This is a genomic window from Streptomyces sp. NPDC003327 (assembly GCF_053589515.1).
The window spans coordinates 31615-55638 of the sequence record NZ_JBSFSA010000002.1; the positions used below are offsets into that span (position 1 = coordinate 31615).

At 74.6% G+C, this 24024-nt stretch carries 18 protein-coding genes; 8 read left to right on the top strand and 10 right to left on the bottom strand.

Annotation, left to right across the window (positions count from 1 at the left end):
- Nucleotides 1–131: 131 nt before the first annotated feature.
- A complete protein-coding gene (locus tag ACWDVG_RS01800; protein WP_451695167.1) occupies nucleotides 132–1634 on the bottom strand; it encodes an aldehyde dehydrogenase (NADP(+)) in 1503 nt (500 codons plus the stop codon).
- Between the two features lie 143 nt (nucleotides 1635–1777).
- Here ACWDVG_RS01800 and ACWDVG_RS01805 point away from each other — a divergent pair, with 143 nt between their 5' ends.
- The 5 genes from ACWDVG_RS01805 (at nucleotide 1778) to ACWDVG_RS01825 (ending at nucleotide 9895) form a co-directional block, all read left to right on the top strand.
- A complete protein-coding gene (locus ACWDVG_RS01805) occupies nucleotides 1778–2548 on the top strand; it encodes an IclR family transcriptional regulator (protein WP_451695169.1) in 771 nt (256 codons plus the stop codon).
- Nucleotides 2549–2702: 154 nt separating this feature from the next.
- The gene (locus tag ACWDVG_RS01810) at nucleotides 2703–4151 is read left to right on the top strand and encodes a peptidoglycan D,D-transpeptidase FtsI family protein (protein ID WP_451695171.1); all 1449 of its coding nucleotides are present in this window, start codon (nucleotides 2703–2705) and stop codon (nucleotides 4149–4151) included.
- 206 nt (nucleotides 4152–4357) lie between these two features.
- Complete coding sequence (locus ACWDVG_RS01815; RefSeq protein ID WP_451695628.1) at nucleotides 4358–4738, top strand: hypothetical protein; 381 nt, start codon at nucleotides 4358–4360, stop codon at nucleotides 4736–4738.
- A gap of 250 nt (nucleotides 4739–4988) precedes the next feature.
- On the top strand, nucleotides 4989–7058 hold the full coding sequence (locus tag ACWDVG_RS01820; protein ID WP_451695173.1) for a SpoIIE family protein phosphatase: 2070 nt from the start codon (nucleotides 4989–4991) through the stop codon (nucleotides 7056–7058).
- Nucleotides 7055–9895, top strand: coding sequence for a SpoIIE family protein phosphatase (locus tag ACWDVG_RS01825; RefSeq protein WP_451695175.1), 2841 nt, complete (start codon nucleotides 7055–7057; stop codon nucleotides 9893–9895). Before ACWDVG_RS01820 ends, ACWDVG_RS01825 begins: the two co-directional genes overlap by 4 nt.
- Before the next feature lie 96 nt (nucleotides 9896–9991).
- On the opposite strand, the gene ACWDVG_RS01830 is transcribed toward ACWDVG_RS01825, so the two are convergent.
- Both ACWDVG_RS01830 and ACWDVG_RS01835 read right to left on the bottom strand, forming a co-directional pair.
- Nucleotides 9992–11122 carry a hypothetical protein gene (locus tag ACWDVG_RS01830; RefSeq protein ID WP_451695176.1) on the bottom strand — a complete coding sequence of 377 codons (1131 nt, stop codon included), beginning with the start codon at nucleotides 11120–11122 and terminating at the stop codon, nucleotides 9992–9994.
- Nucleotides 11119–12051 carry a 5-dehydro-4-deoxyglucarate dehydratase gene (locus tag ACWDVG_RS01835; protein ID WP_451695178.1) on the bottom strand — a complete coding sequence of 311 codons (933 nt, stop codon included), beginning with the start codon at nucleotides 12049–12051 and terminating at the stop codon, nucleotides 11119–11121. The genes ACWDVG_RS01830 and ACWDVG_RS01835 overlap by 4 nt, the downstream gene beginning before the upstream one ends.
- Before the next feature lie 200 nt (nucleotides 12052–12251).
- On the opposite strand from ACWDVG_RS01835, the gene ACWDVG_RS01840 reads away from it, so the two are divergent.
- A complete protein-coding gene (locus ACWDVG_RS01840; RefSeq protein WP_451695179.1) occupies nucleotides 12252–13130 on the top strand; it encodes an NAD-dependent epimerase/dehydratase family protein in 879 nt (292 codons plus the stop codon).
- A gap of 218 nt (nucleotides 13131–13348) precedes the next feature.
- Here the strand turns inward: ACWDVG_RS01840 and ACWDVG_RS01845 are convergent, their stop codons facing one another.
- Nucleotides 13349–14314 (bottom strand): AraC family transcriptional regulator, encoded by a 966-nt coding sequence (locus ACWDVG_RS01845; protein ID WP_451695181.1) that lies wholly within the window; start codon nucleotides 14312–14314, stop codon nucleotides 13349–13351.
- Nucleotides 14315–14494: 180 nt separating this feature from the next.
- Between ACWDVG_RS01845 and ACWDVG_RS01850 the strand changes: the two genes are divergently transcribed.
- A complete protein-coding gene (locus tag ACWDVG_RS01850) occupies nucleotides 14495–15724 on the top strand; it encodes a TerD family protein (RefSeq protein WP_451695630.1) in 1230 nt (409 codons plus the stop codon).
- Nucleotides 15725–15731: 7 nt separating this feature from the next.
- Here ACWDVG_RS01850 and ACWDVG_RS01855 read toward each other — a convergent pair whose 3' ends face one another.
- The 4 genes from ACWDVG_RS01855 to ACWDVG_RS01870 all read right to left on the bottom strand — a co-directional run bounded on the left by ACWDVG_RS01855 (nucleotide 15732) and on the right by ACWDVG_RS01870 (nucleotide 20836).
- The gene (locus ACWDVG_RS01855; RefSeq protein ID WP_451695183.1) at nucleotides 15732–16751 is read right to left on the bottom strand and encodes a 1-aminocyclopropane-1-carboxylate deaminase; all 1020 of its coding nucleotides are present in this window, start codon (nucleotides 16749–16751) and stop codon (nucleotides 15732–15734) included.
- A 132-nt stretch (nucleotides 16752–16883) separates the two neighbouring features.
- Nucleotides 16884–17576, bottom strand: a complete 693-nt coding sequence (locus ACWDVG_RS01860; protein ID WP_451695185.1) for a GntR family transcriptional regulator — start codon at nucleotides 17574–17576, stop codon at nucleotides 16884–16886.
- Between the two features lie 72 nt (nucleotides 17577–17648).
- Entirely contained in the window at nucleotides 17649–19106 is a 1458-nt protein-coding gene (locus ACWDVG_RS01865; protein WP_451695187.1) for an alkaline phosphatase PhoX, read from the bottom strand.
- 239 nt (nucleotides 19107–19345) lie between these two features.
- The gene (locus ACWDVG_RS01870; protein ID WP_451695189.1) at nucleotides 19346–20836 is read right to left on the bottom strand and encodes a hypothetical protein; all 1491 of its coding nucleotides are present in this window, start codon (nucleotides 20834–20836) and stop codon (nucleotides 19346–19348) included.
- Nucleotides 20837–21046: 210 nt separating this feature from the next.
- Between ACWDVG_RS01870 and ACWDVG_RS01875 the strand changes: the two genes are divergently transcribed.
- Entirely contained in the window at nucleotides 21047–22882 is a 1836-nt protein-coding gene (locus tag ACWDVG_RS01875; protein WP_451695190.1) for an endonuclease/exonuclease/phosphatase family protein, read from the top strand.
- Between the two features lie 21 nt (nucleotides 22883–22903).
- Here ACWDVG_RS01875 and ACWDVG_RS01880 read toward each other — a convergent pair whose 3' ends face one another.
- Nucleotides 22904–23617, bottom strand: coding sequence for an antibiotic biosynthesis monooxygenase (locus ACWDVG_RS01880; RefSeq protein WP_451695192.1), 714 nt, complete (start codon nucleotides 23615–23617; stop codon nucleotides 22904–22906).
- A gap of 175 nt (nucleotides 23618–23792) precedes the next feature.
- Nucleotides 23793–24011 carry a hypothetical protein gene (locus tag ACWDVG_RS01885; protein ID WP_451695194.1) on the bottom strand — a complete coding sequence of 73 codons (219 nt, stop codon included), beginning with the start codon at nucleotides 24009–24011 and terminating at the stop codon, nucleotides 23793–23795.
- Nucleotides 24012–24024 lie beyond the last annotated feature (13 nt).

Consider the following 24024-nt stretch of genomic DNA (forward strand, 5'->3'; position numbering starts at 1 on the left):
GGCAACGCCCGCCCCGGCCCGGTTCATTCCGTTTCCGGCCCCGGTGTGAGCCGGAGCACGGGCCCGGGGACGCACCCCGGGCCCGTACCCGGGCCCGGGGACTGCGGCGCTCCGGGCCCGGGGACTGCGGCTCAGTGGCGGGGGACGCCCAGCGGGTTGTCGTCGCGCAGCTCCGGCGGGAGCAGCTCCTGCGGGGTGGACTGGTAGGTGACCGGGCGGAGCCAGCGTTCGATCGCGGTGGCTCCGACGGAGGTGGAGGTGGAGGTGGTGGCCGGGTAGGGGCCGCCGTGGTGCTGGGCGGGGGCGACGGCGACGCCGGTCGGCCAGCCGTTGACGAGCACACGGCCCGCCAGCGGGGTCAGCTCGGCGAGGAGCGGGGCGGCCGCCTCGTCCTCGGCGGCCTCCGTCGCGATGTGCAGGGTGGCGGTGAGGTTGCCGGGCAGCCGGCCGAGGACCGTGCGCGCCTCCTCGCGGGTGCCGTAGCGGGCGACGACGGTGACGGGCCCGAAGCACTCCTCCAGGAGCAGGTCGTGGCCGTCCCCGGCGAGCAGTGCGGCGTCGACGGCGAGGACGCCGGCGGTGACGGTGTGCTCGTCGGCGGCGCCCGGGAGGACGGCGGCCTCGACGCCGTCGAGCGCGGCGCGCTCGGCGACTCCGGCGACGTAGGCGTCGCGCATGCGGTGGTCGAGGAGGACGGCCGGCGTCGTCCCGCCGACCCCGTCGGCCAGCGCGGCGAGGAAGCGGTCCCCCGCCTCGCCGCGGGGGGCGAGGACCAGTCCGGGCTTGGTGCAGAACTGGCCGCCGCCCAGCGTCATGGAGCCGGCGAGTCCGGTGCCGATCTCCTCGGCGCGCTCCTCGACGGCGGCGGGGGTGAGCACGACGGGGTTGAGCGAGCCGAGCTCGCCGTGGAAGGGGATGGGTACGGGCCGGGCGGCGGCCGCGTCGAAGAGCGCCCGCCCGCCGCGTACGGAACCGGTGAACCCGGCGGCGGCGACGAGCGGGTGGCGGACCAGGGCGACGCCCGCGTCGAAGCCGTGGACGAGGACGACGACGTCCTCGGGGAGCCCGGCCTTGGCGGCGGCCCGGCGCAGGAGCCCGGCGCAGAGCTCGGAGGTCGCCGGGTGGTCGGGGTGGGCCTTGATCACCACGGGGCAGCCCGCGGCGAGGGCGCTCGCGGTGTCGCCGCCGGGGACGGAGAAGGCGAGCGGGAAGTTGCTGGCGGCGTAGACGGCGACGACGCCGAGCGGGATCTTCCAGCGGCGCAGGTCCGGGGTGGGCGGCGTGGTGGCCGGGTCGGGCAGGGAGATCCGCACGTCGAGGAAGGAGCCCTCGTCGACGACGTCGGCGAAGGCCCGCAACTGGGCGGTCGTCCGGGCGAGTTCGCCGGTGAGCCGGACCGGCCCGAGGGCGGTCTCGGCGTCCGCCGTCCCGACGATCTCCTGGGCCGCACCGTCGAGGAGGTCGGCCGCGGTACGGAGGAAGGCGGCCCGCACCGTGCGGTCGGCGAGGCTGTCGCGTGCGGCGTGCGCGGCGCGGACGGCGCGGTCGACGTCCTCGGTCGTGGCCTCCGCGGCGACCCGGTCGCGCGCCTTCCCCGTCCGGGGGTCCACACTCCACACTGGTTCTGCTGCCACCACTACGTCCCCTGTTCGTTATTCTGAACACAGTTCCTGTGGATGAACATAGCCGTGGGAGGCTCCCCGCGGAACACCGGGGCGGCCGGAGACGGCCGGATACGGCCACGAGCGGACGAGACGAACGGACAAGGGGTGAGGGCATGGTGACTGCCGACGCGGGTGGGGCGCAGGTGAAGTCCGCGGTGCGGACCGTGGAACTGCTCGAGTACTTCGCCGGGCGCCCCGGGATGCACTCGCTCGCCGCCGTCCAGGAGGCCGTCGGCTACCCCAAGTCCAGCCTGTACATGCTGCTGCGCACCCTGGTCGAGCTGGGCTGGGTGGAGACGGACTCCACCGGCACGCGGTACGGCATCGGGGTGCGGGCCCTGCTCGTCGGCACCTCCTACATCGACGGCGACGAGGTGGTGGCCGCCGCCCGGCCGACCCTGGACCGGCTCTCGGACGACACCACCGAGACCATCCACCTCGCGCGGCTCGACGGCACGAACGTGGTCTACCTGGCGACCCGTCAGTCCCAGCACTATCTGCGGCCGTTCACCCGGGTCGGGCGGCGGCTGCCCGCGCACTCGACCTCGCTCGGCAAGGCGCTGCTCGCCACCCACAGCGACGAGCAGGTCCGCAAGCTCCTCCCGGAGACGCTCCCGGCGCTGACCGAGCACACCGTCACCGACCGCGAGCGGCTGATCGAGGAGCTGCACGTCATCCGCGAGCAGGGTTTCGCGGTGGACCGCGAGGAGAACACCCTCGGGCTGCGCTGCTTCGGCATCGCGATCCCCTACCGGACGCCGGCCAGGGACGCGATCAGCTGCTCGGTGCCGGTGGCGCGGCTCACCCCGGCCCACGAGCAGATGATCAAGGACGCGCTCTTCGACGCGCGCGACCGGCTGACGCTGGCCACCCGCCGCCTCTGACGGCCGGAGCGCGGCCCCTCCCCGGGCCGGGCGCCTCCTTCTGAAGCCCCCGGCGTCGCGCCCACCGCCCGGGCCGCGGGCCGAGATGAAGGTTCGCTGAGAATCGGACGCATCCGGAACGGGCGCCACCGCGCCGTTCGTCCGGACAAGTGCCATGAACAAGACGATCAGGCGCACCTCGGTCTTCGCCCTGCTCCTCGTGCTCGCCCTCCTCGGGCGGGCCACCTGGGTGCAGGCGTACCAGGGCAAGGCGCTCGCGGACGACAGCAGCAACCGGCGGAAGACGATCGCGCGGTACGCGCAGCCGCTCGGGAACATCGTGGTGGCCGGCTCGCCGGTCACCGGGTCGACGAGGACGGAGGGCGGCGACCTCGCGTACAAGCGCGTCCACACCGACGGCGAGCTGTACGCGGCGGTCACCGGCTACAGCTCCCAGGCGTACGGCGCGACCCAGCTGGAGGGCATCTACGGCGACGTCCTCGACGGCACGGACGACCGGCTGAAGAACCCGCTGGACGCGGTCACGCGCGCCCGGGAGGAGCCGGGCACGGTCGTCACGACGATCGACCCCGAGGTCCAGAAGGCGGCCTACCGGGCGCTCGGGAACAAGAAGGGCGCGGCCGTGGCCGTCGACCCGGCGAGCGGCCGGGTCCTGGCCATGGTGTCCACCCCGTCCTACGACCCGTCGAGGATCGCCGGGACGACGGACGGCGACGCCTGGCGTGAGCTGACCACCGACCCGGACAAGCCGCTGGTCAACCGGGCGCTGCGCCAGCCCCTGCCGCCGGGCTCCACCTTCAAGCTGGTCGTCGCGGCGGCGGCCCTGGAGGACGGTCTGTACGGCTCCGTGGACACGAGGACGGCGAGCCCCGACCCGTACACACTGCCGCACACCCGGACCGTGCTGCCGAACGAGAACCCCTCGGCGCCGTGCGAGAACGCCACGATCCGCACCGCGCTCCGCTACTCCTGCAACAACGTCTTCGCGAAGATGGCCGCCGACCTCGGACAGGACAAGGTGCGGGCGATGGCCGAGAAGTTCGGCTTCAACGACGACGAGCTCGACGTACCGGTACGGGCGTACGCCAGCGTGTACCCATCCGGGATGGACGCGGCGCAGACGGCGCTGACCGGCATCGGCCAGTTCGACGTGACGGCAACCCCGCTGCAGATGGCCCTCGTGTCGGCGGCGATCGCCAACGACGGGCTGCTCGCCGGGCCGCACATGGTCGCGGAGGTGGTCGACTCCGACGGCGACGCGCTGACGTCCTACGAGGACGGGGACACCCGGCGGATCGTCTCGTCCTCGACGGCCGAGCAGCTGCGCAGCGCGATGGTGACCGTGGTGGAGGAGGGGACGGGCTCGAACGCGGCCGTCCCGGGGGCCGAGGTCGGCGGCAAGACGGGCACCGCGCAGCACGGCGAGAACAACAGCAAGACGCCGTACGCCTGGTTCACCTCCTACGCGAAGGACGCGTCGACGGGGAAGCAGGTGGCCGTCGCGGTGATGATCGAGGACTCGGGCGCGGCCCGCTCCGAGGTGAGCGGCAACGGCCTCGCGGCCCCGGTGGCGCAGAAGATGATGGCGGCGGCCCTGCGGTGACCGGGCCGAAGTGACGGGGGCGGGAGCCGATTGGCCGTCGGCCCCCGTCACGCGATATGCAAGGGCACGCCCGCCTTCCGAGCAGGCTTTCGAATCCCTGTCAGGGCCGAACCCCTGCCCCTGCCGAACCCCTGCCGTTGCCGCCCTCGCTCTCACCTCGTCGGAGAACCGCCGTGCGCCTGCCCCGTTCCCTGTCCGGCTGGACCATGGCGGTCTTCGGCGTCCTCGCCGCCGCCCTGGGCGTGGTGGGCCTGGTCGCCCCGGACGCCCTGCTCACGATCATGGGCTTCACGCCCGTGCCGGACGGCGCGCGGGCGAACGGCGACCACACGCCGGTCTTCCTGACCGCCTCGTCGATGGCCGCGCTCAACATGGGCGTCTACTACGTCCTCGCCGCCCTCGCCGACTGGAAGGCCTTCTTCCGCTGGACGGTCCCGTTCCGGCTCCTCACCTGCGCCGTCTTCACCCTGGCGGTCCTCACCGACCGCGCCCCGACCGGTTTCCTGGGCGTGGGCCTCTGGGAGGGGCTCGGCGCGGTGGTGACGGGGGCCGCGCTGCGGTACGAACGGCGGGGCGGCGCCCGGTGACGGACGGGCCGCGCGGGGCGGCCCGCGCCGCGCTGCTCGCCGTCGCACCCGGGGGGACAGTCGGGTGACCTCTGCCTGACGCCGAGGAGCTGCTCGATCGGGTCGATCGCGACGTACCCGGCGAAGAGGGCGGCCGTTGCCGAGGACCGACCGGGGCCCGTGACACCCGGGGGGCGGGCTTCGCCGTGCGGGGTGGCGGGTGCCCGGGGAGCATGGGGTGGAGAGGGTGGGCGCGGCGGGAGGAGGCAGGGTGACGGCCGGTTCCTTCCCCAGTCCGCAGGGGCCGGCGGGTGTGCCCTTCGACGGCAAGGGGCTCCTCGACGTCCTGGGCGTCGCCGCCATCGTCGTCGACGACCGGGGCCGCATCGTCCTCTGGAGTCCGCAGGCGGAGGCCCTCTTCGGCTACGCGGCGCAGGAGGCCCTCGGCCGCTACGTGGCCCGGCTGATCGTCGACCCCGAGCACCGGGAGGAGGCGAAGCGCCTCTTCGGTGAGGTGCTGGGCGGCGGCACGACCTGGGCCGGCACCTTCCCCGTACGGCACAAGGACGGGTCGACCCGTCGGGTGGAGTTCCGCAACATGCGGCTCACCGACGACATCGGGGGGCTGTACGCGCTGGGCATCGCCGCCGACCGGTCGGTCGTCGAGCGCGTCGAGACCGATCTGGCCCTGTCCGACCGGCTGATCTCGCAGTCGCCGGTCGGGGTGGCCGTCTTCGACACCGAGCTGCGGTACGTCCTGGTCAACCCGGCCCTTGAGCGGATCAACGGCATCCCGGCCGAGCGGCACGTGGGCCGCCGGGTCGGCGAGATGCTGCCGGAGTCGGACGCGACGCCCCTGGAGGCGGCGGCGCGGAAGGTGCTGGCCACGGGCACGCCGCTGCTCGCCCAGCAGATGGTGGGCCGGACCCCGGCCGATCCGGGCGCCGACCACGCCTGGTCCGTCTCGCTCTACCGGCTCGAAGGGGCCGAGGGCCGGGTCCTCGGGGTGGCGGTCTCGGTGATCGACGTGACCGAGCGGCACCGGGCGGACGCCGAGGCGGACCGGTCCCGGCGGCGGCTCGCGCTCATCGCGGACGCCTCGGCGCGGGTGGGCACCACCCTGGAGGTGGAGCGGACCGCCGACGAGCTGGCCTCCGTGGTGGTGCCGGAGGTCGCGGACATCGCCGCCGTCGACGTCCTCGACTCCGTCCTCGCGCTGCGCAGGCCCGGCTCCGTCGAGAGCGGTCCCGCGCTCTTCCGGGCGCTCGCCGTGAAGGCCTCCCACGAGACGGAGGCGGTGCCGGCGGCGGACCCGCCGGGGGCGGTCGCCATGTACGGCGAGGACCGGCTGGTCACCCGGGTCGTGCACACCGGGATGCCGGTCCTGGTGGAGCGGGTGGGGCCCGAGGACCTGCGCCGGATCGCCCGGAACGCGCCGGCCGCCGAGCGGCTGGCGCGCGCGGGCGTGCACTCGTACCTGGCGGTGCCGCTGACCGCGCGCGGCGAGGTGCTGGGCGCGCTCACCCTCGCCCGGGACCGCAATCCGCTGCCGTTCGACGGCGACGACGTGCTGCTGGCGACGGAGCTCGCGGCCCGCGCGGCCGTCAGCATCGACAACGCCCGCTGGTACCAGAGCGTGCGGAACTCGGCCGTGACCCTGCAGCGCAGTCTGCTGCCGGGGGCCCCGCCGCGGCTCGCGGGCCTCGAGGTGGCCGCCCGCTACCAGCCGGCACAGGCGTCGAGCGAGGTCGGCGGCGACTGGTACGACGTGATCCGGCTGCCGGACGACAAGACGGCCCTGGTCGTCGGGGACGTCATGGGCAGCGGGATCGACGCGGCGGCGACGATGGGCCGGCTGCGGACCGCGACCTGCGCCTTCGCCGACCTGGACCTGTCCCCGGCGCAGGTGCTGCGGCATCTGGACCGGATCACGGCCGGCCTGGAGCACTACATCGCGACCTGCCTGTTCGCCGTGCACGATCCGCACCACAACCGCTGCCGGATCGCGAACGCGGGCCATCTGCCGCCCGTGCGGGTCCCGGCGCACGGTCCCGCCGAGCTGGTGCGGCTCTCGACGGGGGTGCCGCTGGGGGTCGGCGGGGGCACGTTCCGTACGGCCCGGGTGCCGTTCGTGCCCGGGGACCGGTTGGTGCTGTACACGGACGGTCTGATCGAGACGCGGGACGAGGCGATCGACGAGCGGCTGGCCCTGCTGGTCGGCCTGGTCGACGAGACCCGGGGCCTGCCCCTGGAGGAGGCCTGCGACCGGCTGCTGCACGCCCTGCGCAGGCCCGGCGCGCAGGACGACGTGGCGCTCCTGATCGCCCGGAGCACGGGATGACGGCCCCCGGCCGCCGGGGAGGCGGCGGTGACGCCGGCCGGGGGCCGCGGGGCCGCGCCACGGGGCTGCGGAGCGTCGCCGGGCAGGTCTTCGCCCTGGAGGCGCTGATCGCGCTCCTGGTGATCGCGGCGGCGGTGTTCATCACGTTCCACCAGGCCCGGCAGGACACGGAGCGGGACGCCCGGATCCGGTCGCTGGCGGTGGCGGAGGCCTTCGCCCGCGCGCCGGGCATCGACGCGGCCCTCGCCTCGCCCGATCCGACGGCCGCGCTCCAGGAGCGGGCGGAGCAGACCCGGCGGGCCACCGGGGTCGACTTCATCGCGGTGCTGAGCCCCGACGGGGTGCGGTACACGGACTCGCAGCCGGAGCTGATCGGTAAGCAGGCCACCGGGGACCTCACGCGGGCGGCGGTCGACGGCGAGTCGTTCACGGAACTGTTCCGGGGGGAGCCGAACGACGCCGTGCGGGCCGTGGTGCCGGTCGTCGACGACCGGGGCCGGATCGTCGGCATGGTGAGCAGCGGCATCGAGGTGGAGAGCATCGCGCAGGCCGTGCAGAAACGACTGCCGCTGCTGGCGGCCGCGGCGGGAGGCGCGCTGGTGGTCGCGGTCGGCGGGGCGGCGCTGGTGAGCAGGCGGCTGCGGCGGCAGACGCACGGCCTCGGTCCGGCGGAGATGACCCGGATGAAGGAGCACCACGAGGCGGTGCTGCACGCGGTCCGTGAGGGCGTGCTGATCGTGGGCCCGGACCGGCGGCTGCTGCTCGCCAACGACGAGGCGCGGCGGCTGCTCGGGCTCGGGCCGGAGGCGGAGCACCGGCACGTGTCGGAGCTGGGTCTCGACGCCCGCACGGTCGAGCTCCTGGAGTCGGGGCGGTCGGCGACGGACGAGGTGCACCGGGCGGGCGACCGGCTGCTCGCGGTGAGCGTGCGGCCCACGCTCCTCGACGCGAGCGGGGTGCGGGGGGCGCCGCTGGGCGGAGTGCGGGGCGGTGCGCGCGACCGGGCGGGGGCCGCGTCGGGGAGCGTGATGACGATGCGGGACACCACCGAGCTGGCCGCCCTGTCGGGCCGGGCCGCGGTCGCCAGGGGCCGGCTGCAGCTGCTGTACGAGGCGGGCGTGCGGATCGGGACGACGCTGGAGGTCGTGCGGACGGCGGAGGAGCTGGCGGAGGTGGCCGTGCCGCGGTTCGCGGACTTCGCGACGGTGGAGCTGCTGGAGCCGGTGCTGCGGGGCGAGGAGCCGCCCCGGGAGGCGGCGGCGGTGACGGAGATGCGGCGGACGGCGCTGAGCGGTCTGCGGCCCGACCAGCCGCTGCAGCCGGTCGGGGACACGGTGCGGTTCGACGTGCCCAGTACGCCGATGGCGCGGGCGCTCGACGCGGGGCACGCGGTGGCGGAGGCGGAACTGGCCTCGGCGGAGGGCTGGCGGGCGCAGGACCCGGAGGGGGCGGCGCACGCCCTCGCGTACGGGATGCACTCGCTGCTGACGGTGCCGCTGCTGGCCCGTGGGGTGGTCCTCGGGATGGCGAACTTCTGGCGCTCGGACACGCCGGAGGCGTACGGCGAGGAGGACCTGTCGTTCGCGGAGGAGCTGGCGGCGCGGGCGGCGGTGGCGATCGACAACGCCCGCCGGTTCACCCGGGAGCACGCGATGGCGGTGACGCTCCAGCGGAGCCTGCTGCCGCGGGTGCTGCCCGACCAGAACGCGGTGGAGGTGGCGTACCGCTACCTGCCGGCGAAGGCCGGGGTGGGCGGCGACTGGTTCGACGTGATCCCGCTGCCGGGGGCGCGGGTGGCGCTCGTGGTGGGGGACGTGGTGGGGCACGGGCTGCACGCGGCGGCGACGATGGGGCGGCTGCGGACGGCGGTGCACAACTTCTCGACGCTCGACGTGCCGCCCGACGAACTGCTCGGGCACCTGGACGAGCTGACGGGGCGGATCGACGAGCGGGAGGGGGAGGGTCCGGAGGGCGACGGGCGCCGCAGGGAGGAGGGCATCACGGGCGCGACCTGTCTGTACGCGATCTACGATCCGGCGTCGGGCGTCTGCACGATGGCGAGCGCGGGCCATCCGGGGCCCGCCGTGGTGACCCCGGACGGCCGTGTCGCGTTCCCGCCGCTGGAGCCGGGGCTGCCGCTGGGGCTGGGTCTGGGCGACGTACCGTTCGAGGCGACGGAGCTGCGGCTGACGGAGGGCTCGAAGCTGGTGCTCTTCACGGACGGGCTCCTGGAGGACCGGGGGCGCGACCTCGACACCGGGCTCGGGATGCTGGGGTCGACGCTGGCGCGTCCGGACCGGACGCCGGAGCAGATCTGCGCGGACGTCCTCGCGACGCTGCTGTCGCCCGCGCCGGCGGACGACATCGCGCTGCTGGTGGCCGAGACCCGGCTGCTCGACCGGGACCGGATCGCGGAGTGGGACGTCGTACGGGATCCGTCGGCGGTCTCGCCGGTGCGGAACGCGGCGGCGGCGAAGCTGGCCGAGTGGGGCCTGCGGGACCTGGGGTTCACGGCGGAGCTGATCCTGAGCGAGCTGATCACGAACGCGGTGCGGTACGGGGCGGACCCGGTGCGGGTGCGGCTGCTGCACGACCGGCGGCTGATCTGCGAGGTGTCGGACGGGAGCAGCACGTCGCCGCACCTGCGGCACGCGGCGACGACGGACGAGGGCGGGCGCGGCCTGTACCTCGTGGCGCAGTACGCGGAGCGGTGGGGGACGCGGTACGGGCGGCGGGGCAAGACGATCTGGGCGGAGCTGCCCGTGGACGCGGGGACCGCGGAGCCGGTGGCGGCGGAGGTGCCGGACCTGGACGCGCTGGAGGACCTGGCCTGGTGAGGGCGGGGGTGGTGCGGCCGGGCGCCGGGACGGCCCGTAGCGGGACCGGGCCGGGGAAGGGGCGCCGTACGCGGGTGCGAGGCGCCCGGAACCCCGTCAGAGGGCCCGCAGGGCCGTGCGGACGGCCGCCAGGTCCGCGTCCGAGGCCAGGCCCGCGTGGTAGAGCCGCAGTTCGGTCGCGCCGTCGGCGAGCGCCCGCCCGGCGTCGAGCGCCAGGCGCTCGGGCGCGCCCCCCATGCCGGTGACGACGGAGAGGTTGGCGGCGACGGCGCCGCCGGGGCGGAGGTGCGCCGCGAACTCCGCGACCTTCGGCGGCCGGGCGACCACCCCGTCCGCGAGGCCCAGGACGTGCGCGGGGTCGGTGCCCGCGTCGGCGCCGCAGCGGTACGGGTCGGGGTCGGCGTGCAGCAGGACGCGGAAGCCCGGCGGGGCGGCGGCCCGCACGGCGGCGACCGCGGCCTCCTGGAAGGCGCGGGCGGTCCGGGCGCGCCAGGCGCGGGCCGGACCCTCCAGGCCGCCGAGGCCGCCGGCCGGTCCCGCGCCGGCCCAGACGGGTGCCAGGGCGGCGCGCACGGCGGCGGCCAGCTCGTCGGGGTCGGCGCCCTCGTTCCCGTACCCCTCGCGGCAGGAGGGGCAGAAGCAGAGGGACATGAGGTACTGCTCGCGGTCCCCGAGCGGGACTCCGGCGGTCTTGTCGTGGGCGTGCAGGTGGGCGAGGCCGTACCAGCCGCAGGACTCCAGTTCGGTGCCGGCGGCCCCGGGCCGTACGGCCGCCTCGGCGGCCAGGTCGACGAGCAGGGCGCGGACGTCGGGGCGGGCGATGCAGGGGGCCCAGGGGTAGCGGTCGCCGTGGGCGTTGACGACGGAGGTCTCGGGGTGTTCGGCGCCGAGGCGGGAGTTGTGGGCGAGGACGACCCAGCTGTGCACCTCGACACCGGTGGCGGCGAGGGCGTCGGCGGCCCGGCCGTAGGCGTCGCCTGGAGCCCACTCCCCCGCGGGGTACGGGCGCAGGGCGCGGCCCGCCCAGCGCCGTTCGTCCGGCGGGTAGAGCACGGCGGCGTGCTCGGCGGTGACGATCCGGTGGGCCGGGTGACGGGGGCTCAGCGCGCGGGTGGAGTGGTAGGCGGCGGCGAGGGTGACCTGCTGGACGCCGAGGTCCGCGAGGAGCGCGGGCGCGGCGGGGTCGCCGTCGACGTCCCAGGGGTAGAGGAAGGTTCCGGTCCTCACGCGCCGGCCTCCTCGAGGAGGGCCCGGCCGCGCTCGACGAGCCGGGCGAGTTCGTCGAGGTGCTCGGGGGCGGGCTCGCTCAGCGGGGGCCGGACGGGACCGACGTCCAGGCCCTCCATCCGTACGGCCGCCTTGACGAGCGAGACGGCGTAGCCGCGGCCCCGGGAGCGGAGTTCGACGAGCGGCCGGTAGAACTCGTCGACGAGCAGTCGGACGGTCGCCTCGTCGCCGGTGGCGAGGGCGCGGTGGAAGGCGAGGGCCAGGGCGGGGGCAAAGCAGAAGACGGCGGAGGAGTAGAGGGTGACGCCGATGGCCCGGTAGGCGGGGCCGGTGAGTTCGGCGGTCGGCAGGCCGTTGAAGTAGAGGAGGTCGAGGCCCTCGGAGCGGACGGCGCTGACGATCCGCTGCATGAGGTCGAGGTCGCCGTGGCCGTCCTTGAGGCCGATGACGCCGTCGGTGCGGGCGAGGGCGACGACGGTATCGGGGGTGAGGATCGCGTTGTCGCGCTGGTAGACGATGACGTCGAGGCGGGTGGCGGCGGCGAGTTCGGTGTAGTGGCGCAGGAGTCCGGCCTGGTCGGCGACGACGAGGTACGGGGGCATGGCGAGGAGTCCGTCGGCGCCGGCTTCCTCGGCGAGCCGGGCGTAGTGGATCGCGAGGGCGGTGCCGTAGCCGGCTCCGGCGACGACGGGCACGCGGCCCGCGGTCTCCTCGACGGCGGCGGCGACGCACTCCCGGAACTCCTCGGGGGTGAGCGCGTGGAACTCTCCGGTGCCGCAGCAGGCGAAGACGGCGGCGGCGCCCGCCTCGACGCCCGCGCGGACGTGGGCGCGGAAGGCGGCGAGGTCGACGGAGCCGTCCGGGCCGAAGGCGGTGACGGGGAAGAACAGCAGGCCGTCGAGCCGGTCGGCGAGCGGGGCAGTGGTCACGGGCGCTCCCAGAGAAGTCCGTCGTGCATGTTTCTGACTGTCATCCATATGCATGAACGCTGACCTCACGCACGCTAGAACAGCGGCGTTCCGCGGGTCAAGGAGCAAACACGGGCAGGAGCACACCCTTGACGGTCCGTCGGCCCGCTCCCTAGCGTGTCCACGGTTGTGAATGCCGCCCAACGGAGGAGACTCGCTCCATGCCCGCACCCCGCACCCTCCTGCTCACCGGCGCCGCCGGCGGCGTCGGCACGCTGATGCGGGAGCTGCTGCCCGCGTACGGCTACGAGCTCCGCCTCCTCGACGTCGTCCCCGTCCCCGGGGCCCCGGACGCGATCGTCGCCGACCTCGCCGACCGCGCGGCACTGCGCGAGGCCGTCCGGGGCGTGGACGCGGTGGTGCACCTCGCCGGGATCTCCCTGGAGACCGCCTTCGAGAAGATCGTCGCCGCCAACATCACCGGGCTCCACCACCTCTACGAGGCCGTCCGCGAGGAGGGCGCCGACCGGGGAGAGGCCACGGGCCGGGGAGAGACCGCGGGCCGGGAGGAGGCCGCGGGCCGGGTCGGCGCGCCCCGGGTGGTCTTCGCCTCCAGCAACCACGCCGTCGGCTTCACCCGCCGCCCGCGCGACGGCGAGCGGCCGGTCCCCGTCGACACCCCGCACCGCCCCGACACCTTCTACGGCCTCTCCAAGTGCTTCGGCGAGGACCTCGCCCAGCTCTACTGGGACCTGCACGGCGTCGAGACCGTCTCCGTCCGGATCGGCTCCTGCTTCCCGGAGCCCACCTCCGTGCGGATGCTCTCCATGTGGCTCAGCCCCGACGACTGCGCCCGCCTGCTGCACGCCGCGCTCACCGCCGAGGACGTCGGCCACCGCGTGGTCTACGGCTCCTCCGCCAACACCCGCCTGTGGTGGGACCTCTCCACCGCCCGGTCGCTGGGCTACGAACCGCGGGACGACTCCGAGGCGTACGCGGAGAAGCTGATCGCCGAGAAGGGCGTCCCGGAGGAGGGCAGCGCCGACGACCTCTACCTCGGCGGGCACTTCTGCGTGGACCCGCCGCGCTGGCCCCACTGATCGCCGCCGGGGAAGGGGACGAGGGGATGCGCGGGACCCGGCCGGAGGAATACGGGGGATCCGGCCGGGCCCCGGTTCACGGTCGCGCTGGCAGACCGGACCCACCCACGTTAGGCGCCGACGAAGATCATCGCGAGCCGCGGAACGCGGACGTGTCCGGATAACGCGGTGGGCCGGAGCACACCGACGCACGCGCGGGCGCACGCCGCTCCGGCCGCTCAGCGCCCCGCGCGCAGCGTCCGTGACGGCGACTCGCCGAACCGCTCGCGGTAGCGGGCCGCGAAGCGTCCCTGGTGCGCGAAGCCCCAGCGCCAGGCCACCTCGCTCACGCTCACCTCGTCGGGCGCCGCGGCCCGCAGCTCCTCCCGCACCCGGTCGAGCCGCACCTCCCGCACGTACGCCATCGGGGACATCCCCACGTACTCCCGGAAGGACTCCTGGAGCCGCCGCACGCTCACCCGCGACAGGGCCGCGAGTTCGGTGGTGGTGAACGGGTGCTCCGGGCGCTCCCGCACCGCGTCCATCGCGCGCTTCACCGGCGCGGGCCGCAGCGGCTCCCCCGGCCGGTCCAGCTCCTCGCGCCAGGGGTGCTCGGCCGCGAGCAGCAGCCCGTTGAGCAGCGCCTCCTGGAGCGGGCGCGCCACCAGCTCGTGATGGGCGAGCCCGTCGCCCGCGAGCGCCCCGTGGGCCACCTGCCGGGCGAAGCGCACCCAGCTGAGGCCGGGGCCGCGCGTGATGTCGACCCGGGGCGCGAAGGAGAGCCGGCCGCGCGGCGGCCCCCCGAGGAGCCGCTCCAGGCGGTCCCGCAGCTCCTCGGCGCCGACCTTCACCGACAGGGTCCGGCAGTCGCCGCTCCACCGGTCCAGGTGCGTGTCACCCGCGGGGTCGAGGAGCAGCGCCTCGTCGGCCGTGGCGACGATCGGCCCGCCGCCGCCCTGGCGCATCTCCATGCGCCCGCTCAGCGGCGCGTTCACGTGGTACGCGCCGAGCTCGCCGAAGCTCATCCGCACGTCCGCCCCGCAGCTCAGGTCGCCGATGACCAGCGGCCCGAGCCGTACGGTGTCGAAGCGCGCCGCGAACGGGCGCCGGCGGTCGACCACGTCCATGCGGTTGGCGTAATACCGCGCGTCGAGCTCGTCGCGCGCCTCGTCGACGTCGCTCGTCCGGAAGGAGCTCCCGCCCACTGCACCCGCAGCACCCACAGCACCCACAGCACCCACGGCTCGAAAGGATATGCGCCGCCTTTCGGCGGTCCGCGGCCCCGGGTGCCACCGGGTGCCACCGGGCGTCACCGGGGTGGCCGAACCCGGCGAGGGTAAGGGAACGGCAAAGCCGTCCGGATCGTTAGCCCTGGCATGACCGCTATGACCCCCGGCTCGAACATCCCTCTCACCGCCGTCCGCGTGGCGGTGGACGTCTCCGCCCCCGTGCGGCTCGACGTCTCGGGCCTGCTGCTCGGCGCCAACGGCAAGGTGCGCTCGGACGACGACTTCATCTTCTACAACCAGCCCTCGGGGCCGGGCGTCACCTACCGCTCCGGCGGCGGGACCGCGCCGGACGCGATCGTGGTGGACACCGGCGCCCTGCCCGCCGGCATCGAGAGGATCGTCGTCACCGCGAGCCCGGACGCCGCGGGCCAGACCTTCCAGGGCATCGAGCCCACCGCGACCCTGCGCAACGCCGACGACGGCAGCGTCCTCGCCACCTTCACCCCGCCCCGGCTCGGCACCGAGACGGCCCTCGTGGTCGTCGAGGTCTATCTGCGCAACGGCGCCTGGAAGGCCCGCGCCGTCGGCCAGGGATACGCGAACGGGCTGGCCGGCATCGCGACCGACTTCGGCGTCTCCGTGGAAGACGAGCCCGCCGCCGCCCCGGCCGCGGCGCCCGCCGCGCCCCAGGCCCCCGCCCCGGTGGCCCCGCCGGTGCCGCCCGCCCCGCCGGCCGCTCCGCCCACGCCCTCGGTGGACCCGCGGATCGCCGCCGCGGCCCCGGCCGCCCCCGTCCCCGCCACGGGCGGGAAGATCAACCTCGACAAGGGCCGGGTCAGTCTCCAGAAGAACCAGACCGTCTCCCTGGTCAAGGGCGGCCGCCCGCTGCTCTCCCAGGTCAAGATGGGCCTCGGCTGGGAGCCCGCGTACCGGGGTAAGGACATCGACCTGGACGCCTCCGTCATCGCGTACGGCCCCCAGCGCAACCACCTGGACAGCTGCTACTTCGGCAAGCTGTCGATCCTCAACGGGGCGATCAAGCACTCCGGCGACAACCTCACGGGCGAGGGCGCGGGCGACGACGAGGTGATCGTGGTCGACCTCGGCCGGCTCCCCGCGGACGCCACCGGTCTGGTGTTCACGGTCAACTCCTTCTCCGGGCAGAAGTTCACCGAGGTCGCCAAGGCCTACTGCCGGCTGATGGACGCGGCCACCGGCGAGGAGCTGGTCCGCTTCGACCTGACCACCGCCGAGCCGCAGACCGGCGTGATGATGGCCAAGCTCATCAAGCAGTTCTCCGGCGAGTGGGAGATGACGGCGATGGGCGAGTTCGTGAAGTCCCGGACGGTCCGGGGCATGGTGAAGCCGGCCGCCCAGGCCCTCTGAGCGAGGCCTACGCGAAGAGCGCGCTGTAGGCGTTGAGGGCGGGCTGGCCGCCGAGGTGGGCGTAGAGCACGGTCGAGTCGCGGCCGATCTCGCCCCGCTCCACCAGGTCGATCAGGCCCGCCATCGACTTCCCCTCGTAGACGGGGTCGGTGATCATGCCCTCGGTGCGGGCGGCCAGCCGCATCGCGTCGAGGGTGGCCGCGTCGGGGACGCCGTACACCCCGGCGTGGTACCGCTCGTCCAGCTCCACGTCGGCGGCGGTCACCTCGCGCTCCACGCCGATGAGGGCGGCGGTGTTCCGGGCGATCCGGGTGATCTGCTCGTGCGTGGCCGCCGGTTCGGCGGAGGCGTCGATGCCGACGATCCGGCGCGGCCGGCCGCCCTCCTCCGCGAGCGCGGCGAACCCGGCGACCATGCCGGCCTGGGTGGAGCCGGTCACCGAGCAGACGACCACCGTGTCGAAGAAGACGCCGAGCGCGCGCTCCTGCTCGGCCACCTCGTGGGCCCACTGGGCGAAGCCGAGACCGCCGAGCGGATGGTCGGAGGCGCCGGCCGGGATCGCGTACGGCTTTCCGCCGGCCTCCTCGACCTCGCGGAGCGCCCGCTCCCAGCTCTCCTTGACGCCGATGCCGAACCCGGCCCTCACCAGCCGGACGTCGGCTCCGGCGAGCCGGCTGATCAGGATGTTGCCGACCTTGTCGTAGACGGCGTCGGGCCAGTCCACCCAGCTCTCCTGCACCAGGACGCACCCGAGCCCGGCGCGGGCGGCGACGGCGGCGACCTGACGGGTGTGGTTGGACTGGACGCCGCCGATGGAGACGAGGGTGTCGCAGCCCTGCGCGAGGGCGTCGGCGACCAGGTACTCCAGCTTGCGCGTCTTGTTCCCGCCGTACGCCACACCGGAGTTGCAGTCCTCGCGCTTGGCCCAGAGGGTGGCGCCGCCGAGGTGGTGGGTGAGCCGTTCCAGGGGGTGGACCGGGGAGGGGCCGAAGAGCAGCGGAAAGCGTTCGAAGTCGATGACGGGCACGGCGGCTCCCTCGGGTGCGGTGGACGGGTCGGGGACGGCTCGCGGCGTACGGCTCCGGCCCTCGCGGCGCCGGTTCCCGCCACGCCGGGGCAACGCTCCGGGGTGCGGATCCGGAGGCGGACGGCTCCGGGGCTACGGCTCCGAGGGCGCGGGGATGCCCGTGACCTCGGCCACCTCGGTGGCGTCGTCCGCGAGTTGTTCGAGCGCCGCCCAGATCTCGGTGGTCACCCGCACGGCCTCCTCCGCGTCCCCGGCCTCGCAGGCGTCGATGAGCCGGGCGTGCAGCCCGACGGAACCGCAGCTCCAGGCGTCGCCGAAGAGCCGCCGCTCCACGCGGCGCAGCAGCGGGGTGTAGCGGGCGATGGTGGCGGCCGCCGCGTGGTTGCCGCTGGCGAAGACGAGGACCTCGTGGAGTTCGTCGTCGGCGCGCAGGGCGGCCTCGACGTCGGAGGCGCGGACGGCGGCGGCGAAGCGCTCGTTGGCCGCGCGCATGGCCCGGATGCCCTCGGGCCCGAGCAGCGGCACGCCGGTCCTCGCGGCGAGTTCGTGCATGACCCGCACGACGGAGGCGGCGTCGCGGACGACGCGGCTCACGGGCCGGGTGACCCGGGTGTAGCTCTGCGGCCTGGCCTCGACGAGGCCCTCGTCGCTGAGCCGGGCCAGGGCCTCGCGCACGGGCGCGCGCGAGAGCCCCAGCCGGTCGGCGAGGTCGGCGTCCATCAGCGGCGCGCCGGGCGCGAGGTCACCGCGCACGATGGCCTCGCGCAGTGACTCGTAGGCCCGGTCGCGCAGCGGGGTCCGGCCCACGGGCCTCAGTGCGTCCATGGGCTGGCATGTTAGATGTCGCTTCGAGGGGCTGACCAGGGCTCAGGGCCTTGATCCATCAGGTCGGGAGCCTCAGCGGCGCGGCTGGCGGCGCCACGGTCCGGTGATCGCCAGCAGGATGCCCGGGTTCTGGATGCAGGCGAAGAGGGTCTCGCCGTCCGGGGAGAAGGTGACGCCCGCGAACTCGCTGTCGTTCAGGTCGTTGCGGGCGATCGGGTAGGTGCGGCCGGAGTCGGTGGCGCCGAAGAGGTGCTGGACGCCCTCGCCGTCCTCGGCGATGACGATCCCGCCGTAGGGGGAGACGGTGATGTTGTCGGGGCCGTCGTAGGCACCGTCCTCGTCGGGGTTCGCGTTGACGCCGAGGAGCACCTTGAGGGTCAGGGTGCGGCGCTTCGGGTCGTAGAACCAGACCTGGCCGTCGTGCGCGGCGCCGGGGCTCTCCGCGCGGGCGTAGGAGGAGACGACGTAGGCGCCGCCGTCGGCCCACCACATGCCCTCCAGCTTGCGGGCGCGGGTGACCTGACCGTCGGTGAACTGCTTGCGCACGGGGGTGGTGCGGGCGTCGCGGTCCGGGACGTCGACCCAGTCGACGCCGTAGACGGTGCCGATGCGGGTGGCGCGGGAGAGGTCGTCGACGAAGCGGCCCTGGGAGTCGATGCAGCGGAAGGCCTGGAGGACGCCGGCGTCGTCGGCGAGGGTGCGGAGCTTGCCGCGGCCGTGCTCGAAGCCCTGCGGCGGCACCCAGCGGAAGAGGAGGCCGTTGGGGCCGGAGGCGTCCTCGGTGAGGTAGGCGTGGCCGCGCTTGGGGTCGATGACGACGGCTTCGTGGTCGTAGCGGCCGAAGGCCTTGACGGGCTTCGGGTCGCGGTTGGCGCGCCGGTCGCGCGGGTCGACCTCGAAGACGTAACCGTGGTCCTTGGTCATGCCGTTGACGCCGGCGCGGTCGGAGTTCTCCTCGCCGGTCAGCCAGGTGCCCCAGGCGGTGCTGCCACCGGCGCAGTTGGTGGAGGTGCCGGCGATGCCGACCCACTCGGCGACGGTGCCGTCGCGGTGGACCTCGACGACGGTGCAGCCGCCCGCGGCCGCGGGGTCGTAGACGAGTCCCTCGGTGAGCGGCACGGGGTGGGCCCACTTGGAGCGGGGGCCCTTCAGTTCGTGGTTGTTGACGAGGTACGTGGTGCCGCGCGGTCCTGCGAAGGCGGCGGTGCCGTCGTGGTGGGACGGCGTGAACTCGCCGCTCTCCAGTGTCGTGACGCCGCTCCGGGTCAGGACGCGGTAGGTGAAGCCCTCGGGGAGGGCGAGCAGGCCCTCGGGGTCGGCGACGAGCGGGCCGTAGCCCAGCCGGTGGCCGTGGCCGTGGCCGCCGTGCGCGTCGCCGTGGCCTTCGCCATGGCCGGATCCGTACGTCTCGGGGTCGTCGGCTGCGAGGGCCTCGGGCGCGGTGGCGAGCGCCCCGACGACGCCGGTCAGGGCGAGCCCCGCACCGGCGCCGGCGGTCTGCTTGGTGAACTCTCTGCGGTTGAGGCCCATGGTCTGCGGTCTCCCTCTGGTGGCCGGATGTCGCGGGCCACCCTTCCGGGCCTCCGCGAACTCCGGTTGAACACCACGGGAACGCCCGCCCGGCCGCCCGTCGAACCTCGGGCGCCGACCGGGAAGGGACGTGGACTGGGTGCGGGCCGGGCGTGGACCGGGCGTGGACCGGGTGCGGGCCGAGGGTGGACCGGGTGTGGGCCGGGCGTGGAGCGGGGCGTGGACCGAGCCGCCCCGCGTCAGGCGTCCTGCGCGCTGCCGCCCGAGCGGGAGCGGGCCTTGAAGGCGGCCTTGCGGGCCTCCTTCGCCGAGGCCTTGTCCCGGTGGAGGCGGCCCATCGCGTCCAGGACGTCGGCGGTGGCCGGGTGCCGGACGCGCCAGGCCGCCTCGAAGAAGCCGCTGTGCCGGCCGGTCAGGCCCTCGATCAGCTCCTGGAGCTCCTGCAGGTCGCCGTCGGCGTCGAGCTGGGCGGCGATGGTGTCGATGGCCAGCCAGAAGATCATGGACTCCGGCGGTGCGGGCACGTCCGTCGCGCCCCGCTCGGCGAGCCAGACGCGGGCGAGGCCGCCGAGTTCGGCGTCGTCCAGGACCTCGCGGAGGGCGGGCTCCGCCTCCGGGCCGACCAGGGCGAGCGCCTGCTGGCAGTGGAGGCGCCGGAGCGGCGAGGCCGTGTCGGTGCCGCGCGCGGCGGCGAGGAGGTCGCGGGCGGCGTCGACGGTGTCGCGGCCGGCGAGCCAGCCGGTGGTCTCGGCGCGCGCGGCGGCCTCCGGGTAGCCGGCGATGCCATCGAGGAGCACGTCGGCCCCCTTGTCGGCGAGGTCGCCGACGGCCGGTGCGGCGACCCCGGCCTCCAGCATGCGGGCGCGCACGCCGTACAGCCCCAGCGGGGTGAGGCGGACCATGCCGTAGCGAGTGACGTCCTCGTCGTCGACCGGCGGCACGGGCTCCTCGCCCTCCTCGGCCATCAGGGCCTCGTCGACGGGCTGGTAGTCGACGAGGCCGATGAGTTCGAGCAGCCGGAACTGGTCGTCGAGCCGCATCATGGCGTCGGAGACCTGCTCCAGGACGTCGTCGGTGGGTTCGCCCATGTCGTCGGGGACGACCATCGAGGCGGCGAGCGCGGGCAGCGGCACCGGCCCCTCGCCGGGGCCGCCCTCGGCGACCGTCAGCAGGTAGAGGTTGCCGAGCACGCCCTCCAGGAACTCGGCCTCGGCCTCGGGGTCCCAGTCGAGCGCGTCGACGTCGAGGCCGCCGTCCTCGCCGATCAGCTCCTCCAGGTCGTCGAGGACGGGGGCGACGGCGTCGGCGAAGACGGCGTCGAAGCCGTCGAGCCAGAGCGCGAGGACGTCCTTCGGCGAGCCGCCGGTGACGAGCGCCAGGTTCTCGCCGGGCGCGGCACGGCCGGGGGTGTCGCCCTCCGCGTCGTCGCCGTCCTCGCCGTCGCCGTCCTCGCCGTCCTCGACCTCGACGAGGCCGGTGTCGACGGCGAGCCGCCAGGCGTCCCCGGCCAGGTACGCGCCGTCCTCGTCGTCGGTGAGGCCCAGGACCCCGACGGCGGCGGGCAGTTGCTCGTCGGCGAGTTCGCCGCCCGCGCCGACCCGGGTTTCGGGTCCGGCCCAGCGGGCGAGACGTACCGCGTGGGCGAGGAGGGGTGCGGCCAGGGCGTCCCGCGCCAGCTCCGCGTCCGAACGGAGCCGAACGGGGGGAAGGGTGGGGTGGTCCGCTGCCATGTGGGAGGTCTCCTCGACGCGTACGGGTGGGGTCAGGCGGGCCCGCGAGGGCGCGGCCCTCAGCGTAGACGCATCCGGGAGGCCGTCCGTCGGTTCATCCAGGTGTCAGCCTTCGTACACCCGTCGACTCTTGACAAGGGCGCCGCTCTGGCAAGAGATTGACGCGCGTAGATGTTCTGCCCTTCCTCCAAGCACCTTCGGAGTTCCTTGATGTCTTCCTCCATACCGAGATCCGCCGCCGTCTCCGCGGTCGTCGCGGCCGCCCTCGCCGCCGGCCTGCTCGCCGGTTCGTCGGCCGCCGTGGCCGAGGAGACCGCGGCCGTCCGCATCCACGACATCCAGGGCACGACCCGCGTCTCGCCGTACGCCGGCAAGCAGGTCACCGGCGTCACGGGCATCGTCACCGGCGTCCGCGCCTACGGCTCGCGCGGCTTCTGGATCCAGGACCCCGAGGCGGACGCGGACCCGGCGACCAGCGAGGGCCTCTTCGTCTTCACCAGCTCCGTCCCGACCGTGGCCGTCGGTGACGCGGTGCGCCTGAACGGCACGGTGACCGAGTACGTGCCCGGCGGCCTGAACTCCGGCAACCAGTCGCTGACCCAGATCTCCAAGCCGGTGATCACGGTCCTGTCGAAGGGCAACCCGGTCCCGGCGCCCGTGACGATCGCGCCCTGGTCCGTGCCGGACGCCTACGCCCCGGCGGGCGACCCGGAGGCGGGCGGCTCGATCAACGGCCTGACGCTGGCCCCCGAGACGTACGCCCTGGACTACTACGAGTCCCTGGAGGGCACCAACGTCCGGATCGGCTCCTCGCGGGTGGTCGGCGCCACCGACCCGTACGCGGAGCTGTGGGTGACGGTGAAGCCGTGGGAGAACCGCAACGTGCGCGGCGGCACGGTCTACGGCTCGTACGCCTCGCAGAACACCGGCCGCCTCCAGGTGCAGTCGCTGACCCCGCTCGCCCAGCAGCCCTTCCCGAAGGCGAACGTGGGCGACTGGCTGACCGGCACCACCGAGGGCCCCCTCGACTTCAACCAGTTCGGCGGCTACACGCTGACGGCCCGCACGCTGGGCACGGTCGCGGACGGCGGCATCGAGCGCGAGACCACGGACAAGCAGCACAAGAACGAGCTGGCCGTGGCGACGTACAACGTCGAGAACCTCGACCCGACCGACCCGCAGGAGAAGTTCGACGCGCTCGCGAAGGCGGTCGTGGAGAACCTCGCGGCGCCCGACATCCTGGCCCTGGAGGAGATCCAGGACGACAACGGCGCCAAGAACGACGGCACGGTGACGGCCGCGCAGACGCTGAAGAAGTTCACGGACGCGATCGTGGCGGCCGGCGGTCCGGCGTACGAGTGGCGCTCGGTCGACCCGCAGAACAACAAGGACGGCGGCGAGCCCGGCGGCAACATCCGTCAGGTCTTCCTCTTCAACCCAGAGCGGGTCTCCTTCACGGACCGCGCGGGCGGCGACGCGACCACCGCCACCGCCGTCACCGGCTCGAAGGGCCGCGCCGCGCTGACCCTCTCCCCCGGCCGGATCGACCCGGCGAACACCGCCTGGGAGAACAGCCGCAAGCCGCTCGCGGGCGAGTTCACCTTCCGCGGCCGCACGGTCTTCGTCATCGCCAACCACTTCGGCTCGAAGGGCGGCGACGAGGGTCTGACCTCGCACCGCCAGCCGCCGAACCGTTCCTCCGAGGCGAAGCGACTGCTCCAGGCGCAGGCCGTGAACGCCTTCGTGAAGGAGATCGTGGCCGTCGACAAGCAGGCGGACGTCCTCGTCGTCGGCGACATCAACGACTTCGAGTTCTCCGCGACGACCGAGGCCCTCACCGACGGCGACGTCCTCTACCCGGCCGTGCTGTCGCTGCCCCGCGCCGAGCGCTACTCGTACGTCTACCAGGGCAACAGCCAGGTCCTCGACCAGATCCTGACCAGCCCCGGCGTGCACCACTTCGAGTACGACAGCGTGCACATCAACGCCGAGTTCGCCGACCAGGACAGCGACCACGACCCGCAGGTCGTGCGCTTCCGCCCGTAGGCTCCACCCCTCTCCCCCCGTCTACACGCCCGGGCTCAGGCTGAGCGCGGGCGTGTAGCGGCGCACCCGGCTGCCGGTGAGGGCCGGGTGCCGGTGGACCGCGGCCCAGGCGTCGCCGAGCGGGCCGTCCTCGGCCAGCCACTCCGCGTGGGCCCGCTCGCTCTCCCACTCGGCCAGGTTGAGCACCCGGGCGCCGTCGGTGGAGAGGTGGAAGTGGGCGCCGATCCCGCCGCGGGCCGGCCGGCTCCCGGCGTCACCGGCCATGGCCGAGAGCACGGCCTCCACCCACTCCTCGCGGACCCCGGGGGCCGCACCCCCGAAGTCGGTCTCGACGACCGCCACGGCCCCGGGCAGCGCCGCCGCGCTCTCCTCGGAGAGGACCGCGGAACGGTGGATCGGGGCGTAGCGGCGCAGTTCGACGCGCTCGATGCCGGGGACAGCGGCGTCGATCTCGCCGTTCCGGTCGTCGCGGTAGGTGCGGACGAACTGTTCGTAGGCGTCCTCGCTCGTCCACTGCGAGTAGTGGAGGAGGGTGTCCCCGTCGGTGCCGATGCAGACGCTGTACGACAGCAGCCCGAGGTCGGGCCACTCCCGGCTCTCCCAGGTGGTGCGGACGGCCTCGACGGCGGCCCGCTGGCGCTCGGGCGTGCCGACCCGCCAGGTGCTGGCGAGAACGGCTCCGACGCCGGGGCGGTGCAGGTCGGGGCGGGCGTCGGGGCGGGCGACGGCGTTCATGGATCTCTCCTTCTGCTCGGTTGCCCCCACCGTTCCCCCTCAACCTTGGTTGAGGTCAAGCGGGTGTGTCCCCTTTTCCGGTCCGGGAATCGCCGCAGCCCGCCGACCGGGAGGCGGTCGACGGGCTGCGGGCGGCGCACCAGGCGCCGGGTGCGGAACGGAGGGTCCCGCGCGCTCAGGCGGAGTCGGTCGTGGTGGTGCGGCCGAGGATCGCGGCGTGCTCCAGGACGTCCTCCAGCGGATCGTCGATCTGCCCGGTGTGGAGCGCGAGGGCGGGCCCGTTGTTGACGGTGGGTCCGTTGTGCGTGTGCGTCTCGTCCGCACGGGCCGCGCCGACCTGGAGCAGCACCGCCGCCACCGTGAGCACTCCGACGACCGTGGGCCTCGTCCTCATGTCGACTCCTCGT

Coding starts and splice junctions, on each gene's coding strand:
- ACWDVG_RS01885 (WP_451695194.1), bottom strand. CDS start 24,011: ATGAGGACGAGGCCCACGGTCGTCGGAGTGCTCACGGTGGCGGCGGTG.
- ACWDVG_RS01810 (WP_451695171.1), top strand. CDS start 2,703: ATGAACAAGACGATCAGGCGCACCTCGGTCTTCGCCCTGCTCCTCGTG.
- ACWDVG_RS01840 (WP_451695179.1), top strand. CDS start 12,252: ATGCCCGCACCCCGCACCCTCCTGCTCACCGGCGCCGCCGGCGGCGTC.
- ACWDVG_RS01815 (WP_451695628.1), top strand. CDS start 4,358: ATGGCGGTCTTCGGCGTCCTCGCCGCCGCCCTGGGCGTGGTGGGCCTG.
- ACWDVG_RS01850 (WP_451695630.1), top strand. CDS start 14,495: ATGACCCCCGGCTCGAACATCCCTCTCACCGCCGTCCGCGTGGCGGTG.
- ACWDVG_RS01880 (WP_451695192.1), bottom strand. CDS start 23,617: ATGAACGCCGTCGCCCGCCCCGACGCCCGCCCCGACCTGCACCGCCCC.
- ACWDVG_RS01875 (WP_451695190.1), top strand. CDS start 21,047: ATGTCTTCCTCCATACCGAGATCCGCCGCCGTCTCCGCGGTCGTCGCG.
- ACWDVG_RS01865 (WP_451695187.1), bottom strand. CDS start 19,106: ATGGGCCTCAACCGCAGAGAGTTCACCAAGCAGACCGCCGGCGCCGGT.
- ACWDVG_RS01870 (WP_451695189.1), bottom strand. CDS start 20,836: ATGGCAGCGGACCACCCCACCCTTCCCCCCGTTCGGCTCCGTTCGGAC.
- ACWDVG_RS01825 (WP_451695175.1), top strand. CDS start 7,055: ATGACGGCCCCCGGCCGCCGGGGAGGCGGCGGTGACGCCGGCCGGGGG.
- ACWDVG_RS01805 (WP_451695169.1), top strand. CDS start 1,778: ATGGTGACTGCCGACGCGGGTGGGGCGCAGGTGAAGTCCGCGGTGCGG.
- ACWDVG_RS01860 (WP_451695185.1), bottom strand. CDS start 17,576: ATGGACGCACTGAGGCCCGTGGGCCGGACCCCGCTGCGCGACCGGGCC.